The following is a 15,123-nucleotide window of genomic DNA, read 5'->3' on the forward strand; positions in this document are numbered from 1 at the left end:
GTCCCGGCGCCCGGGGGAATCACTTCGGAGCGAGGCGGGTAGCGCCGTCCAGGCGGATGGTCTCGCCATTGAGATAGGTGTTGCCGAGGATGAAGCCGACCAGGCTGGCGAAGTCTTCCGGCTTGCCCAGGCGCGACGGGAACGGGATCGAGGCGGCCAGCGACTGCTGCACGGCTTCGGGCATGCCGTCGACCATCGGCGTCCAGAACACGCCCGGCGCAATCGTGTTGACGCGGATGCCGAAGCGCGACAGTTCGCGCGCCATCGGCAGCGTCATCGAGACCACGCCGCCCTTGCTGGCGGCATACGCGGCCTGGCCGATCTGGCCTTCATAGGCGGCGATGCTGGCGGTGTTGATGATCACGCCGCGCTCGCCGTCGGTGCCGGCCTCGTTGTGCTGCATGCGGTTGGCCGCGGCCTTGGCCACGTTGAAGCTGCCGACCAGGTTGACCATCACCGTGCCCTGGAAGCCGGCCAGCGGCATCGGGCCCTCTTTGCCCAGCACGCGACCGGCGCCGAGGATGCCGGCGCAGTTCATCGCTACGTTCAGGCCACCGAGGAAATCGTGGGCCTGGTCGATGGCGGTGGCCACGGCCGCCTCATCGCTGACGTTGACGTTGAAATAGCGGGCCTTGTCGGCACCCAGTCCGGCAACGGCGGCTGCGCCCTTGTCGTCGTTGAGGTCGAACAGGGCCACCTTGCCGCCCTGGGCGACGAGGTGCTGGGCCACGGCCAGGCCGAGGCCGGAGACGCCGCCCGTGATCACGGCACGTACGGAAGACAGCTGCATTGAACGGTCCTGCAGGTTCGAGAACCGCCGATTCTAACGGAAGCCACGACCGTCGCTGTTGTGCACTGCGCCGCCTGGCGGCGCGGTGCGGCGGTCAGCCGGCGGCGGCCAGCGCCTGGCCGGTGCGGCTGGCGGTGGCGCGGCCGAGCAGGCCGGCCAGCCAGCGGCCGGTCTCGGCCAGTGCCGGCAGGTCCACGCCGCTGTCCAGGCCGAGGCCCTGCAGCAGGTAGACCACGTCTTCGCTGGCCACATTGCCGCTGGCGCCCTTGGCATACGGGCAGCCCCCGGCGCCGGACACCGCGCTGTCGACCACGCGCACACCTTCCTCCAGGCAGGTGGCGATGTTGGCGATGGCCTGGCCGTAGGTGTCGTGGAAGTGCACGGCCAGCGCCGCCATCGGAATCTCGGCGGCGACCGCCTGCAGCATCGCCCGTGCCTTGCGCGGGGTGCCGACGCCGATGGTGTCACCCAGCGAGATTTCGTAGCAGCCCATCTGGTGCAGGGCACGGGCCACGCGCACCACGTCGGCCAGCGGCACCTCGCCCTGGTAGGGGCAGCCGAGCACGGTGGACACATAGCCGCGCACACGCACGCCATCGGCGGCAGCACGGCGCAGGATCGGCTCGAAACGGGCCAGCGACTCGTCGATGCCGGCATTGGTGTTGGTGCGGTTGAATGCCTCGGAGGCGGCGGTGAACACTGCCACTTCCTCCACGCCGACCGCGCGCGCACGGTCGTAGCCCTGTTCGTTCGGCACCAGTACCGGGTAATGGATGCCGGGCTTGCGCTGGATACCGGCATAGACCTCGGCGGCGTCGGCCAGCTGCGGGATCCACTTCGGGCTGACGAAGCTGGTCGCCTCGATGCTGCGCAGGCCGGTGGCCGACAGGCGGTTGATCAGTTCGATCTTGTCGGCGGTGGACACCGACTGCTTTTCATTCTGCAGGCCGTCACGCGGGCCGACCTCGACGATGCGGACGTAGTCGCTCATGCCTGTACCTCGGAGCCGGGGCGGTGGCAGACCGCTTCGATGTTGTTGCCGTCCGGGTCGAGCACGAAGGCGCCGTAATAATCCGGGTGGTACCACGGGCGCAGGCCCGGGGCGCCATTGTCGCGGCCGCCGGCGGCGAGGGCGGCGGCATGGAAGGCGTCCACCTGCGCGCGGCTGGCGCAGGCGAAGGCCACGTGCACGCCGTGGCTGGCGGTGCCGCCATTGCCGAGCCAGAAGAACGGCTTGCCGTCGCTACCGAAACCGATGTGGTCGTGGGCGCCGGTCTGTTCGGCAGTCACTTCCATCACCACGCCGATCTGCAGCGGCGCCAGCGCCTGCAGGAAAAAGGCTTTGCTGCGCGCCAGGTCGGCGCTGGTCAAACCAAGATGATCGAGCATGTTCAGGCTTCCGTGACCCAGTGGGGGGCGCGCTTGTCGAGGAACGCGCCCAGGCCTTCCTGGCCCTCGGCGGAGACCCGCAGGCGCGCGATCAGCGCGGCATTATCCCGATCCAGCGCGTCGCGATCATGGCTGTCGCGGACCTGCCGGACCAGCTGCTTGGCGGTGGACGAGGCGATCGGGCCGGCCTTGTCGAGCAGGGCCAGCTGGCGTTCCAGTGCCTCGTCCAGGCGCTCGGGCTCGACCACCTGGTGGACCAGGCCGATGCGCAGCGCGGTATCGGCGTCGAAGTGCTCGCCGGTGGCGAACCAGCGCCGGGCCTGGCGCGGGCCGATGGCCTCGATCACGTAGGGCGAGATCACCGCCGGCAGCAGGCCGAGGCGGCTTTCGGTCAGGCCGAAGCGGGCCGAGGTGCTGGCGATGGCGATGTCGCAGCAGGCGACCAGGCCGACACCGCCGCCGAAGGCGGCGCCATGGACCCGGGCCAGGGTCGGCTTGGGCAGCTCGTCCAGGGTGCGCATCAGTCGCGCCAGCGCCAGCGAATCCTCGCGGTTGTCGGCCTCGCTGGCGGCCGCCATGCCACGCATCCACTGCATGTCGGCGCCGGCCGAGAAGGAGGCGCCGTGGCCGGCCACCACCACCGCGCGGACCGCATCATCGCGGCCGGCGGCTTCCAGCGCCGCAGTCAGCCGCGCGATCAGGCTGGCGTCAAAGGCGTTGTGCAGCTCCGGCCGGTTCAGCCAAAGGGTGAGGACGGCGCCACGGCGCTCGATCTGCAAAGCATCGTTCATGGGATTCCAGGGTCACTCCATACCTGTATGGATCATAGCGGGCCATTGGTCATGGGCCATGACGCGACGCGGGAATGTTAGAATCGAGAACCATTTACATCCAGCAGAGATTACGCTAGATGACGCTGTCCGAACTGCCGCTGCACACCTCGGCCGTGGTCGAATCCGTGCAGGACCTGCATGCCAACGATGCCATTGCCCGTCGCCTGCGCGAGCTGGGTTTCGTCAAGGGCGAGGAAGTGCGCCTGGTGGCCAAGGGTCCGGTAGGCGGGGAGCCGCTGCTGGTGCAGGTCGGGTTCACCCGGTTCGCGCTGCGCATCAGTGAAGCCAAGCGCGTCGTGGTTGACGCCGCCAGCCAGGAACGACGTGCATGACCGCTACTGCCTCTACCGCCCCCCTGCGCGTCGCGCTGGTCGGTAACCCGAACAGTGGCAAGACCGCCCTGTTCAACCAGCTGACCGGCAGCCGGCAGAAGGTCGCCAACTACACCGGCGTCACCGTCGAACGCAAGGAAGGCCGCCTGCGCGCGCCGTCCGGTCGTGAATTCGCGGTGCTCGACCTGCCGGGCGCGTACAGCCTGCAGCCGGCCAGCCTGGACGAGGCGATCACCCGCGACCTGTGCCGCGGCTTCTACCCGGGCGAAGCCGCACCGGACGTGCTGCTGTGCGTGATCGATGCCACCAACCTGCGCTTGCACCTGCGCTTCGCGCTGGAGCTGCGCGAGCTGGGCAAGCCGATGGTGGTGGCGCTGAACATGGTCGATGCCGCCCAGCGCCGCGGCATCCAGGTGGACGTGGCTGCGCTGGAGCGCGAGCTGGGCGTGCCGGTGGTGGAAACCGTGGCGGTGCGGAAGCAGGGTGCCAAGGCACTGGTCGAGCGCCTCGATGCGATGGTGCCGCACCTGGATGCACCGGTGCCGGGCCCGGAAGGCGGCATCGACTACCACGCCAAGGTGCGCCAGATCCTGTCGGTGGCAGTGCGCATGCCGGCACGTACCGCCAAGATCGATGACGCGCTGGACCGCTGGCTGCTGCACCCGGTGTTCGGCCTGGTCAGCCTGGCGGTGGTGATGTTCCTGATTTTCCAGGCGGTCTACGCCTGGGCAACGCCGCTGATGGATGCCATCGAGGCCGGCTTCGCCTGGCTCGGCGCCTTCGTCGGCAGCGTGCTGCCGGAAGGGCCGCTGGCCAGCCTGCTGACCGACGGCATCATCGCCGGCGTCGGCGGCGTGGTGGTGTTCCTGCCGCAGATCCTGATCCTGTTCTTCTTCATCCTGGTGCTGGAAGAGTCCGGCTACCTGCCGCGCGCGGCCTTCCTGCTCGACCGCATGATGGCGGCCGCCGGCCTGTCCGGCCGCTCGTTCATCCCGCTGCTGTCCAGCTTCGCCTGTGCGGTGCCGGGCATCATGTCCACCCGCAGCATCCAGGACCCGCGCGACCGCCTGGCCACGATCCTGGTGGCACCGCTGATGACCTGCTCGGCGCGCCTGCCGGTGTATGCGCTGCTGATTGGTGCGTTCATCCCGCAGAAGACCGTGTGGGGCGTGTTCAACCAGCAGGGCCTGGTCCTGTTCGGCCTGTATGCGGCCGGCATCCTCAGTGCGCTGGCGATGTCGTGGATCATGAAGAAGTGGCGCCGCGACAAGAGCGAGCATCCGCTGATGCTGGAGCTGCCGTCGTACCGCCTGCCGCATGTGCGCGACCTGGCGGTGGGCCTGTACGAGCGCGGCATGATCTTCCTCAAGCGCGTCGGCGGCATCATCCTGGCGCTGACCATCCTGCTGTGGGTGCTGCTGTCGTTCCCGGCGGCTCCGGTGGGCGCCACGATGCCGGCCATCGACTACAGCTACGCCGGCCAGATCGGCCACGCGATGGCGGTGTTCTTCGCGCCGCTGGGCTTCAACTGGCAGATCTGCATCGCGCTGATCCCGGGCCTGGCCGCGCGCGAAGTGGCCGTGTCCTCGCTGGCCACCGTGTATGCGCTGTCGGCGGCCGATGACGATGCCGCCAGCCAGGCGCTGACCCCGCTGATCAGCGACGGCTGGTCGCTGGCCACTGCATTGTCGCTGCTGGTCTGGTACATCTACGCCCCGATGTGCATCTCGACGCTGGCCACCATCAAGCGCGAGACCAATTCGTGGAAGACGATGGCCTTTTCGGCGTTCTACCTGTTCGCCGCGGCCTACGTGGCGGCCCTGATCACCTACCAGGTGACCCGGGCGCTGGGAGGCGGCTGATGGACAGCGGATTGCTGCTGCAATACCTGATCATCGCGGTGGCCGTGCTGGTCAGTGCCTGGGTGGTGTTGAAGAAGCAGTTCCCGGGCACCGTGCGCAGGGTGCGCGGCGCGCTGGCGCTGGCCTTGCTGAAGCCGGGCCGCGCCGCCTGGCTGCAGGGGCTGGGGCGGAAGATCGCGCCGCCGGCGACGGGCGGCGGTGGCGCATGTGGCGGTTGCGACAGCTGCGGGCCGACCAAGAAGTAGCGTCGGGCTTGCTCGACGGCGGGCGCCCGGTGGGCGCGAACTTCACCCGATGGGTGCGAGCTTCACCCCGTGGGTGTGAACTTCGCCCGGTGGGTGTGAACTTCGCCCGGTGGGTGCGAACCTTGGTTCGCACGCTTCCCGGGTTCAGACCTCCCTGCGGATGAGCGCGCGGAAGTTTCCGTCCCGATTCAATCGCCGCACCGACTCGCGGTTTCCGTGGGCTTCCGCGAATCCCGCCACATCGGCAAGGGCACCGAGCAGCAGGCCTTTCAGCGCATCACGATTGCCGGCCTCCAGCAGATCATCCAGATCCTGCTGGATGAATGCCCGGCGCAGGCCGGGCGTCTCTTCGATCCGCCAGTCGACATGCGGGGTGGGAATGCTGGAGCGGTACCTGAACGCAGTTTCCAGGTCGGAAGGCGCAAGCGGATACTCAAGCAGCTCTGGAAAGTAGAGCCCGGCATTCACATAGAAGCCCCGGTGTTCGCTGCCGCGTTGGTGATTCACGACAAGCAGGGCGCCCTCCAGCAGCCGGTAGCGGGTGGTGGTGGTCCCGGCAAAGCCTGTCTTCCTTGCGCATCTGCTGAAGACCGTCGCGGATTTCATGGGGCCCGCCTGGGCTGGAGGAAGGGCCCACAGCCTTGTCGCGCCGTGCGCGAGGGTCAATTGGCAAACGCGACACGCGCAACGAGCGCCCCAGGTGGGTGCGAACCTTGGTTCGCACGCCTTGCCCATGGCGTGGACCTACCTGGCGCGGGAACCCAGCTCCGCTGCCAGCGCCAGCCACCTGCTGCGCTGCGCCGGCGTGCTGCTGCGTACCGCGCCGAGCCGGCTGACCCGTACCGGGCGGATGCCGCAGAATTCCAGGATGGTGGCGCGGATCTGCGCAATGCCGGGATCGCGGTAGATCCAGCGGTAGTACCAGGGCGGTGTGTCCAGGGTGGTGATCACCCGCGCGCTGCGGCCGGCCAGTAGTCGGTCCCACCACACTGAATCGCGCCGGTAGCGGAAGGCGTACCCCGGCAGCAGCACGCGGTCGAAGAAGCCCTTCAGCAACGCCGGCATCGCGCCCCACCAGGTGGGATAGACCAGCACCAGATGGTCACAGGCTTCGATCGCAGCGGCCGCGTCCTGCAGGTCGGCTTCCAGCGGCTGGACTTGCCGGTAGCCATGCCGCAGTACCGGATCGAACTCGAGTTCACCCAAGGCGATCAGGCGTACCCGGTGGCCGGCATTTTCGGCGGCGGTGGCGTAGCGCTGGGCGAGGGCGCCGCACAGGCTGTCACGGTCGGGATGGCCGAGCAGGATCAGGATGGAACGGGACACGGCAACCTCGGACAATGGAAAGTGCGCGAGGGTGGGCTATGCCCCTGGGGCAGAGTCAAACGCCGGCGGAGCAGCCGGTGGGCTGCAGGACGCAGTCGCCATTGCCGGAGCGCAGCCACTGCCGTAGTTCGTCGCTGACCTGCAGCAGGGCCCGATCGACCTGTTCCAGCCGTGCGCGCTCACGGGCAATGTGGCTGCGCTGCTGCTCCAGCAGGGCCAGTACGGCCGGCCAGTCGAGCCGCCCATCGCGGCCCTGCAGCCGCGAGACCGCCGCCAGAGTGATGCCCAGTGCCAGCGCCTGGCGGATCAGCTGCACCCAGGCTACGTCCTGTTCGCTGTAATCGCGATAACGGTTCAGGCGCGGCACCGGTGGCAGCAGGCCGCGCGCTTCGTACAGGCGGATGGCCTTTGCGCTGGCGCCGGTCAGGCGGCTGACCTCGGAGATGCGCATCGGTTCAGTCCCGCACCAGCCCGCCATCGACCACCAGGTTCTGGCCGGTCACCGCGCGCGACCAGGGGCTGGCGAAGAACAGTGCCGCATCGGCGAACTCGGCCGGGGTGGTGACGCTGCGCAGCGGGGTGTTGGCGGCGATGTAGTCGAACACCGCCTCGGGCGTGGCAGCGCTGGCATCGGTGGTGCGCAGCAGGCCGCCGGACAGCATGTTGACGGTGATGCCATGCGGGCCGAGGTCGCCAGCCAGGGTGCGGGTCAGTGACAGCAGCGCGGCCTTGGCGGCGGTGTAGTCGTGGTAGGGCACGACCGGGTTCTGGAACAGGTTGGTGCCGATGTTGATGACGCGGCCGAAACGGCGTGCCTGCATGCCGGGCAGGGCGGCCTGCACGGTGTTGAGCGCGCCACGCACGCTGCCCTCGAACTGGGCCTGGAAGGCTGGCCAGCAGATATTGGCGGCGCTGTCGCGCGCATCGCCATTGAACGAGAAGCTCGCCAGCGCGTTGTTGACCACGGTGGTGACGCCCTGGCCGAAGTGCGCCAGCGCCTGCTGCAGCATGGCGTCCACCTGGGCGCGGTCGGTGACGTCGGCCGGCAGCGCGATCGCCTGTCCGCCCAGCTCGGCAGCCAGGGCCCGTGCGGTGGCCTCGCTGCGGTGATGGTTCACGATGACGCGCGCACCCTGCGCGGCGAAGGCGCGGGCAATGTGCGTGCCAAGGCCGCGGCCGGCGCCGGTGACCAGCACCAGTTGTTCGCTGATCTGCATGGTGGAACTGCCATCCATTGCGTGAGAGGGCATGCAGCGTAGCAGCGATGGCGCTTGCCGGAGCGGGTGCGCTGCCGCTAGCCTGCGGGCATGAACCAGACTCCCCTGCGATTGCTCATTCACGGCGCCTCCGGGCGCATGGGTCAGGCCCTGCTGCGGCTGGCCGCTGAACACCCCGAAACCCTGCAGATCGTGGCGGCGGTGACCGGCCGCGCGCCGGCCCAGCGCGTGGTCGACGGCGTGCCGTTCTTTGCCGCCAGCGAGCTGCCCGGCGCGCCGGTGTTCGATGTGGCGATCGACTTCAGCCTGCCCGAGGGTTTCGACCCGATGCTGGCGCTGTGCGTGGAGCGGGGCGCAGGCCTGGTGTCGGGCACCACCGGCATCTCCAGTACGCAGCGCCAGGCGCTGGAGGCGGCGGCAGCGAAGATCCCGCTGGTCTGGGCTTCGAACTTCAGCCTGGGCGTGGCGGTGCTGGACGAGCTGGTCGAGCGCGCCGCACAGGCGCTGGCCGGCTGGGACTGTGACATCGTCGAATCGCACCACACCCAGAAGAAGGACGCGCCGTCGGGTACCGCGCTGACCCTGGGGGCGGCCGCGCAGCGGGGTGGGGCGCAGCCGCACTACGCCAGCCTGCGTGCCGGCGATATCGTCGGCGAGCATCTGGTGCAGTTCACCGGCCCCGGTGAGCGCATCGAGCTGGTGCACCGCGCCACCAACCGCGACATTTTTGCCCGCGGCGCGCTGTTCGCCGCCCGCCAGCTGCATGGCCGGGCGGCCGGCAACTACCGGGTGCGGGACCTGCTGGACGGCCCCCGGTAACGGTCCAGGTCGATGGTAGATGCCAACCTTGGTTGGCAGGCTTTCCGGGAAGCGCCAACCAAGGTTGGCGTCTACCAGGGTCATGGCGGCCCCGCATACGCCGCCGGATTGAAATGAATGCGCAATCGCCTGTTCATGAACAGCGATAACCGCTGGCGCGAGCGCCCCGGCAGCGCTACAATTCGCACTCGCCGAATCACGAAAGCCGGACCGGTCCCAGACCGTACGTCCGCGCTTTTTTGCAACCGGATTTCCGTGAAGCGCAGGCGTGACTTCGGCAGCCCCCTCGGTAGCCAAAGTGAGATTCCCGTGACCCAAGCCGCAATCCTCGTCCTCGAAGACGGCACCGTATTCGAGGGCGAATCCGTAGGCGCGCCCGGCCTGTCCGTCGGTGAGGTGGTGTTCAACACCGCCATGACCGGCTACCAGGAAGTGTTGACCGACCCGTCCTACGCCCGGCAGATGGTCACGCTGACCTATCCGCATATCGGCAATACCGGCATGACCGATCAGGACAATGAAGCGTCCAGGGTGTGGTCGGCCGGCCTGATCGTGCGCGACGTACCGCGCCGCCCCAGCAACTGGCGCAGCCAGGTGTCGCTGCAGGACTGGCTGATCCAGCGTGGCGTAGTCGCCATCGCCGGCATCGACACCCGCAAGCTGACCCGCATCCTGCGCGAAAAGGGCGCGCAGAACGGTGCGCTGATGGCCGGCGACATCGACGTGGAAAAGGCACTGGAAGCCGCCCGCAAGTTCCCGGGCCTGAAGGGCATGGATCTGGCCAAGGTCGTCACTACCGAGAAGACCTATACCTGGACCGAGGGCCAGCTGGACCTGGATGCCAATGCCTTTGTCAGCGTGCCGGCGAAGTTCAAGGTCGTGGCCTACGACTTCGGCGTGAAGACCAACATCCTGCGCATGCTGGCCGAACGCGGCTGCGAAGTGACCGTGGTGCCGGCGCAGACCCCGGCCGCCGAAGTGCTGGCGCTGAAGCCGGACGGCGTGTTCCTGTCCAATGGCCCGGGTGACCCGGAACCGTGCGACTACGCCATCGAAGCGATCAAAACCTTCATCGACGTGAAGATCCCGACCTTCGGCATCTGCCTGGGCCACCAGCTGCTGGGCCTGGCCTCGGGCGCCAGGACCATGAAGATGGGCCACGGCCACCACGGTGCCAACCACCCGGTGCAGGACCTGGACAACGGCCGGGTGATGATCACCTCGCAGAACCACGGCTTCGCGGTTGATGAATCGACCCTGCCGGCGACCCTGCGCGTGACCCACCGTTCGCTGTTCGACGGCACCAACCAGGGCATCGCCCGCACCGACGTGCCGGCGTTCTCGTTCCAGGGCCACCCGGAAGCGTCGCCCGGCCCGACCGATGTCGGTCCGCTGTTCGACCGTTTCGTGGCCCTGATGGAACAGAGCAAGGCGTGATCAGTACGTCGCCGGCTTGCCGGTGGCGTCGCGATGGACCGTAAGCCCCCGCATCGCTGCTGCCGCTGGCGCGGCGCTGCGGATCAAGATTCCTGATCGACAGCGTGCGATCACCCCCCTTGTCACGCTGTACTGACTTAGAGAAGAAAATGCCCAAGCGCACTGACCTCAAGACCATCCTCATCATCGGTGCTGGCCCGATCGTCATCGGCCAGGCCTGCGAGTTCGACTACTCCGGCGCCCAGGCCTGCAAGGCTCTGCGCGACGAGGGTTACCGCGTGGTGCTGGTCAACAGCAACCCGGCCACGATCATGACCGACCCGGAGATGGCCGATGCCGTCTACATCGAGCCGATCAACTGGCAGACGGTCGAGAAGATCATCGCCAAGGAAAAGCCTGACGCGCTGCTGCCGACCATGGGTGGCCAGACCGCGCTGAACTGCGCACTGGACCTGGCCGACCACGGCGTGCTGGAGAAGTACAACGTCGAACTGATCGGCGCCAAGCGCGAAGCGATCCGCATGGCCGAAGACCGCGAGCTGTTCCGCGTGGCCATGGGTGAGATCGGCCTGGAATGCCCGACCGCCGCCGTCGCCCACACCTTGGACGAAGCGCTGGAGATCCAGACCCGTGTCGGTTACCCGACCATCATCCGCCCCAGCTTCACCCTGGGCGGCAGCGGTGGCGGCATCGCCTACAACCGCGAAGAGCTGGTTGAGATCGTCAGCCGCGGCCTGGAACTGTCGCCGACCACCGAAGTGCTGGTCGAAGAGTCGGTGCTGGGCTGGAAGGAGTTCGAGATGGAAGTGGTCCGCGATACCGCGGACAACTGCATCATCGTCTGCTCGATCGAGAACCTGGACCCGATGGGCGTGCACACCGGTGACTCGATCACCGTGGCCCCGGCGCAGACCCTGACCGACAAGGAATACCAGCGCCTGCGCGATGCCTCCATCGCCGTGCTGCGCAAGATCGGCGTGGATACCGGCGGCTCGAACGTGCAGTTCGGCATCAACCCGAAGACCGGCCGCGTGGTCGTCATCGAGATGAACCCGCGCGTGTCGCGTTCCTCGGCGCTGGCCTCCAAGGCCACCGGCTTCCCGATCGCCAAGGTCGCCGCAAAGCTGGCCGTGGGTTACACCCTGGACGAACTGAAGAACGAGATCACCGGCGGCCTGACCCCGGCCTCGTTCGAGCCGTCCATCGACTACGTCGTCACCAAGATCCCGCGTTTCGCCTTCGAGAAGTTCCCGGCTGCCGACGCCCGCCTGACCACCCAGATGAAGTCGGTGGGCGAGGTGATGGCGATGGGTCGTACCTTCCAGGAGTCGGTGCAGAAGGCCCTGCGTGGCCTGGAAACCGGCAAGGTCGGCTTCGACCCGACCGGCCTGGACCTGGCCAATGAAGAAGACCTGCAGACCCTGCGCCGCGAGCTGAAGGCGCCGGGCCCGGAGCGCCTGTTCTTCGTCGCCGATGCCTTCCGTGCCGGCATGAGCGTGGAAGAGATCTACGCGCTGTCGTTCATCGACCACTGGTTCCTGGACCAGATCGAGGAAATCATCGCGGCCGAAGCTGAAGTCGCTGCTGGCGGCATCGATGCGCTGGACGCGGCACGCCTGCGCAAGCTCAAGCGCGCCGGTTTCTCCGACGCCCGCCTGGCCCAGCTGACCGGTACCAACGAAGCAGCCATCCGCGCGCTGCGCCGTGCGCACAAGGTGCGCCCGGTCTACAAGCGCGTGGACTCCTGCGCAGGTGAGTTCTCCACCGGCACCGCCTACCTGTACTCGACCTACGAGGACGAGTGCGAGGCCGCGCCGACCAACCGCGACAAGATCATGATCCTCGGCGGTGGCCCGAACCGCATCGGCCAGGGCATCGAGTTCGACTACTGCTGCGTGCACGCGGCACTGGCGCTGCGCGAGGATGGTTATGAAACCATCATGGTCAACTGCAACCCGGAAACCGTGTCGACCGACTACGACACTTCCGACCGCCTGTACTTCGAACCGCTGACCCTGGAAGACGTGCTGGAAATCGTCGAGCTGGAACAGCCCAAGGGCGTGATCGTGCAGTACGGCGGCCAGACCCCGCTGAAGCTGGCGCGTGCGCTGGAAGCCAACGGCGTGCCGGTGATCGGTACCAGCCCGGACTCCATCGACCTGGCCGAAGACCGCGAGCGCTTCCAGCAGCTGGTCGACAAGCTGGGCCTGAAGCAGCCGCCGAACCGCATCGCCCGCAACGACCAGGAAGCGCTGCTGCTGGCCCGCGAGATCGGCTACCCGCTGGTGGTGCGCCCGAGCTACGTGCTGGGTGGCCGCGCGATGGAAATCGTCTACGGCGAGTCCGACCTGGCCCGCTACGTGCGTGACGCGGTGAAGGTGTCCAACGATTCGCCGGTGCTGCTGGACCGCTTCCTCGACAACGCCGTCGAGTGCGACGTGGACATCATCGCCGACAAGGACGGCAACGTCCTGATCGGTGGCGTGATGGAACACATCGAAGAAGCCGGCGTGCACTCGGGTGACTCGTCCTGCTCGCTGCCGCCTTACTCGCTGTCGGCCAAGACCCAGGCCGAACTGCGCCGCCAGGTGGTGGAGCTGGCCAAGGCCCTGAACGTGGTCGGCCTGATGAACACCCAGTTCGCGATCCAGACCAGCGAAGAGGGCGATGACACCATCTACCTGCTGGAAGTGAACCCGCGCGCCTCGCGCACCGTGCCGTTCGTGTCCAAGGCCACCGGCATGGCACTGGCCAAGATCGCCGCGCGCTGCATGGCCGGCACGACCCTGGCCGAGCAGGGCGCGACCAAGGAAATCGTGCCGGACTACTACTCGGTGAAGGAAGCAATCTTCCCGTTCGCCAAGTTCCAGGGCGTCGATCCGATCCTTGGGCCGGAAATGCGTTCCACCGGTGAGGTGATGGGCGTGGGCCGCACCTTCAACGCCGCCTTCGCGCGTGCGCAGGAAGCCGGTGGCATCAAGGCGCCGCCGGTCGGCAAGGCCTTCGTCTCGGTGCGTGACCCGGACAAGAAGCGCGTGCTGCCGGTGGCCAAGGCGCTGCTGGCGCGTGGCTACAGCCTGGTGGCCACCCGTGGCACCGCCGCATGGCTGCAGCAGCACGGCATGGACTGCGAGATCATCAACAAGGTGGTCGAAGGCCGTCCGCACATTGTCGACTCGATCAAGAACGGCGAGATCGTCTACATCGTCAACACGACCGAAGGTCGTTCGGCGATCAATGACTCGTTCTCGATCCGTCGCGAGGCGCTGCAGCACCGCGTCACCTACTCGACCACCATTGCCGGCGCCAAGGCGCTGGTGGATTCACTGGAATTCCGCGGCACCGGCCCCGTCTGGTCGCTGCAGGAGCTGCACAAGGAGTTGAATGCATGAGAGCCCCCATCACCATGAAGGGCGCGCAGAAGCTGCGCGACGAACTGGATCACCTGAAGTCGGTCAAGCGCCCTAAGGTGATCGCCGCGATCGCCGAAGCGCGTGAGCACGGCGACCTGAAGGAGAACGCCGAGTACCACGCCGCGCGCGAGGAACAGGGCTTCATCGAAGGGCGCATCAAGCAGCTGGAAGGCGAGCTGTCGCACGCCGAGATCATCGATGTGAGCAAGCTCAATGCCGGCTCCAAGGTGGTGTTCGGTGCCAGCGTGACCCTGGCCGACGTGGAAACCGACGAAGAGAAGATGTACCAGATCGTCGGTGACCTGGAAGCGGACATCAAGCTGGGCCTGATCGCCATTTCCTCGCCGGTGGCGCGCGCGATGATCGGCAAGCTGGAAGGCGATTCGATCGTGATCGACGCGCCGGCCGGCCAGCGCGAGTACGAGATCGTCAGCGTCAGCTACGTGGACTGACGAGGTGGCAACGGCGACCCTGCTGTTGCCGGCACGCAGCCGCCTTGCGGCGGCTGCATTGCCGGACGACGTGGCGCGCGCGCTGGGTCGCGCCACTGCTTTGCAGCTGGACGCCGGTGAGCGCGCCCAGCTGCAGCGTCATTTCACCGTGGCCGCGCCGCAGTGGCCGGTGGCTGCGTTGACCCGCCAGCGTGACGTCGGCGATGCCGCCGGCGCCCGCTGGCTGCGCGCCGATCCGGCCTGCATGGTGCCGGACATGCACGGCGCGCGGATGATGGCCTACGGCGAAACGCTGCGGCCGACCCTGGCCGATTGCCTGGCCCTGTTGCCGGTGCTGCAGCCGTTGTTCGCCGATGCCGGGTTCGTGCTCGACGCACCGGATCCTTCGCGCTGGTACCTGCGGCTTCCGATCGACCTGGCGCTGCCCGGGTTCGACAGCCCGGACGAAGTGCTGGGCGATGACCTGTTCTCGCACCTGCCGGAAGGCGAGGGCGGCCGCCGTTGGCGGGCCTTGATGACCGAGGCGCAGGTGCTGCTGCACAACCATTCCTGGAACCAGCAGCGCGTGGCCCAGGGACAACAGCCGATCAATTCGCTGTGGTTCTGGGGCGGTGGCGTGATGCCGGTATCGGTCAGCACGGCGCACGCGCAGGTGCGCAGCCGCGATGCCCTGCTGCAGGGCCTGGCCCTGGCGGCTGGCGTGGCGGTGGATGGCGAGCAGGCGGTGGATGCGTTGGTCGACCTGCGCCAACTGCGTTCATCGCAGCAGTTGGGCAATGATGCGATCCGGCCGCTGCTGGCCGCGCTGAAGCGAGGCGAGCTGCAGCGGCTGGTGCTGGACTTCGAGGATGGCCTGCAGTTCCAGTTGGACCGCGGCCAGCGCTGGCAGTTCTGGAAGAAGCCGCGGCAGCTGCACGACTGATCGGGGCCTCGGCAGAGCGGGGTCGGATCCGTTTTCCATCTGAAAACGGCTCTGACCCTGGATGTTCGCCGGGGTTGGGGGGCGCC

The 15,123-nt window shown here is 67.8% G+C and carries 16 protein-coding genes; 8 read left to right on the plus strand and 8 right to left on the minus strand.

Annotation, left to right across the window (positions count from 1 at the left end; genetic code table 11):
• Positions 1 to 19: 19 nt before the first annotated feature.
• The 4 genes from O0J73_RS17335 to O0J73_RS17350 all read right to left on the minus strand — a co-directional run bounded on the left by O0J73_RS17335 (position 20) and on the right by O0J73_RS17350 (position 2,970).
• Positions 20 to 790, minus strand: coding sequence for an SDR family oxidoreductase (locus O0J73_RS17335; protein ID WP_053510345.1), 771 nt, complete (start codon positions 788 to 790; stop codon positions 20 to 22).
• A 94-nt stretch (positions 791 to 884) separates the two neighbouring features.
• Positions 885 to 1,781 (minus strand): hydroxymethylglutaryl-CoA lyase, encoded by an 897-nt coding sequence (locus tag O0J73_RS17340; protein WP_308309237.1) that lies wholly within the window; start codon positions 1,779 to 1,781, stop codon positions 885 to 887.
• Entirely contained in the window at positions 1,778 to 2,179 is a 402-nt protein-coding gene (locus O0J73_RS17345) for a VOC family protein (RefSeq protein WP_308309238.1), read from the minus strand. Before O0J73_RS17345 ends, O0J73_RS17340 begins: the two co-directional genes overlap by 4 nt.
• A gap of 2 nt (positions 2,180 to 2,181) precedes the next feature.
• Positions 2,182 to 2,970, minus strand: coding sequence for an enoyl-CoA hydratase/isomerase family protein (locus tag O0J73_RS17350; RefSeq protein WP_308309239.1), 789 nt, complete (start codon positions 2,968 to 2,970; stop codon positions 2,182 to 2,184).
• Positions 2,971 to 3,089: 119 nt separating this feature from the next.
• On the opposite strand from O0J73_RS17350, the gene O0J73_RS17355 reads away from it, so the two are divergent.
• From O0J73_RS17355 to O0J73_RS17365, 3 genes are read left to right on the plus strand one after another with little or no spacing between them, the layout of a single operon-like run.
• Entirely contained in the window at positions 3,090 to 3,344 is a 255-nt protein-coding gene (locus O0J73_RS17355; protein WP_005409473.1) for a FeoA family protein, read from the plus strand.
• Positions 3,341 to 5,206 carry a ferrous iron transporter B gene (locus O0J73_RS17360; RefSeq protein ID WP_008265453.1) on the plus strand — a complete coding sequence of 622 codons (1,866 nt, stop codon included), beginning with the start codon at positions 3,341 to 3,343 and terminating at the stop codon, positions 5,204 to 5,206. Before O0J73_RS17355 ends, O0J73_RS17360 begins: the two co-directional genes overlap by 4 nt.
• Positions 5,206 to 5,451 (plus strand): DUF6587 family protein, encoded by a 246-nt coding sequence (locus O0J73_RS17365; protein WP_008266517.1) that lies wholly within the window; start codon positions 5,206 to 5,208, stop codon positions 5,449 to 5,451. Before O0J73_RS17360 ends, O0J73_RS17365 begins: the two co-directional genes overlap by 1 nt.
• A 144-nt stretch (positions 5,452 to 5,595) precedes the next feature.
• On the opposite strand, the gene O0J73_RS17370 is transcribed toward O0J73_RS17365, so the two are convergent.
• From O0J73_RS17370 to O0J73_RS17385, 4 genes are all read right to left on the minus strand, one after another.
• Positions 5,596 to 6,057, minus strand: coding sequence for a DUF4304 domain-containing protein (locus O0J73_RS17370; protein ID WP_197564760.1), 462 nt, complete (start codon positions 6,055 to 6,057; stop codon positions 5,596 to 5,598).
• Between the two features lie 138 nt (positions 6,058 to 6,195).
• Positions 6,196 to 6,777 (minus strand): NAD(P)H-dependent oxidoreductase, encoded by a 582-nt coding sequence (locus O0J73_RS17375; RefSeq protein ID WP_006440510.1) that lies wholly within the window; start codon positions 6,775 to 6,777, stop codon positions 6,196 to 6,198.
• A gap of 55 nt (positions 6,778 to 6,832) precedes the next feature.
• Complete coding sequence (locus O0J73_RS17380; protein ID WP_006440513.1) at positions 6,833 to 7,228, minus strand: MerR family transcriptional regulator; 396 nt, start codon at positions 7,226 to 7,228, stop codon at positions 6,833 to 6,835.
• 4 nt (positions 7,229 to 7,232) lie between these two features.
• Positions 7,233 to 8,012, minus strand: coding sequence for a 3-oxoacyl-ACP reductase (locus O0J73_RS17385; protein WP_308309245.1), 780 nt, complete (start codon positions 8,010 to 8,012; stop codon positions 7,233 to 7,235).
• 120 nt (positions 8,013 to 8,132) lie between these two features.
• Here O0J73_RS17385 and O0J73_RS17390 point away from each other — a divergent pair, with 120 nt between their 5' ends.
• The 5 genes from O0J73_RS17390 to O0J73_RS17410 all read left to right on the plus strand — a co-directional run bounded on the left by O0J73_RS17390 (position 8,133) and on the right by O0J73_RS17410 (position 15,037).
• A complete protein-coding gene (locus O0J73_RS17390) occupies positions 8,133 to 8,813 on the plus strand; it encodes a dihydrodipicolinate reductase C-terminal domain-containing protein (protein ID WP_308309240.1) in 681 nt (226 codons plus the stop codon).
• Positions 8,814 to 9,122: 309 nt separating this feature from the next.
• Positions 9,123 to 10,250, plus strand: a complete 1,128-nt coding sequence (gene carA / locus O0J73_RS17395) for a glutamine-hydrolyzing carbamoyl-phosphate synthase small subunit (RefSeq protein WP_308309242.1) — start codon at positions 9,123 to 9,125, stop codon at positions 10,248 to 10,250.
• A 149-nt stretch (positions 10,251 to 10,399) separates the two neighbouring features.
• Positions 10,400 to 13,642, plus strand: a complete 3,243-nt coding sequence (gene carB / locus O0J73_RS17400; RefSeq protein WP_308309243.1) for a carbamoyl-phosphate synthase large subunit — start codon at positions 10,400 to 10,402, stop codon at positions 13,640 to 13,642.
• A gap of 8 nt (positions 13,643 to 13,650) precedes the next feature.
• Positions 13,651 to 14,115 carry a transcription elongation factor GreA gene (gene greA, locus O0J73_RS17405; RefSeq protein ID WP_308309246.1) on the plus strand — a complete coding sequence of 155 codons (465 nt, stop codon included), beginning with the start codon at positions 13,651 to 13,653 and terminating at the stop codon, positions 14,113 to 14,115.
• Between the two features lie 4 nt (positions 14,116 to 14,119).
• Positions 14,120 to 15,037: a phosphoglycerate mutase gene (locus O0J73_RS17410; RefSeq protein ID WP_308309244.1), complete on the plus strand. Its 918-nt coding sequence runs from the start codon at positions 14,120 to 14,122 to the stop codon at positions 15,035 to 15,037.
• The last annotated feature ends 86 nt before the right edge of the window (positions 15,038 to 15,123 follow it).

This window comes from Stenotrophomonas sp. Sm6012 (assembly GCF_030985895.1).
In the GTDB taxonomy this organism is placed as follows: Bacteria; Pseudomonadota; Gammaproteobacteria; order Xanthomonadales; family Xanthomonadaceae; genus Stenotrophomonas; species Stenotrophomonas forensis.

What these genes read in the sequence shown, in the direction of transcription:
- O0J73_RS17335 (WP_053510345.1), bottom strand. Translation starts at nt 790, where the DNA reads ATGCAGCTGTCTTCCGTACGTGCCGTGATCACGGGCGGCGTCTCCGGC.
- O0J73_RS17340 (WP_308309237.1), bottom strand. Translation starts at nt 1,781, where the DNA reads ATGAGCGACTACGTCCGCATCGTCGAGGTCGGCCCGCGTGACGGCCTG.
- O0J73_RS17345 (WP_308309238.1), bottom strand. Translation starts at nt 2,179, where the DNA reads ATGCTCGATCATCTTGGTTTGACCAGCGCCGACCTGGCGCGCAGCAAA.
- O0J73_RS17350 (WP_308309239.1), bottom strand. Translation starts at nt 2,970, where the DNA reads ATGAACGATGCTTTGCAGATCGAGCGCCGTGGCGCCGTCCTCACCCTT.
- O0J73_RS17355 (WP_005409473.1), top strand. Translation starts at nt 3,090, where the DNA reads ATGACGCTGTCCGAACTGCCGCTGCACACCTCGGCCGTGGTCGAATCC.
- O0J73_RS17360 (WP_008265453.1), top strand. Translation starts at nt 3,341, where the DNA reads ATGACCGCTACTGCCTCTACCGCCCCCCTGCGCGTCGCGCTGGTCGGT.
- O0J73_RS17365 (WP_008266517.1), top strand. Translation starts at nt 5,206, where the DNA reads ATGGACAGCGGATTGCTGCTGCAATACCTGATCATCGCGGTGGCCGTG.
- O0J73_RS17370 (WP_197564760.1), bottom strand. Translation starts at nt 6,057, where the DNA reads ATGAAATCCGCGACGGTCTTCAGCAGATGCGCAAGGAAGACAGGCTTT.
- O0J73_RS17380 (WP_006440513.1), bottom strand. Translation starts at nt 7,228, where the DNA reads ATGCGCATCTCCGAGGTCAGCCGCCTGACCGGCGCCAGCGCAAAGGCC.
- O0J73_RS17385 (WP_308309245.1), bottom strand. Translation starts at nt 8,012, where the DNA reads ATGGATGGCAGTTCCACCATGCAGATCAGCGAACAACTGGTGCTGGTC.
- O0J73_RS17390 (WP_308309240.1), top strand. Translation starts at nt 8,133, where the DNA reads ATGGGTCAGGCCCTGCTGCGGCTGGCCGCTGAACACCCCGAAACCCTG.
- carB (WP_308309243.1), top strand. Translation starts at nt 10,400, where the DNA reads ATGCCCAAGCGCACTGACCTCAAGACCATCCTCATCATCGGTGCTGGC.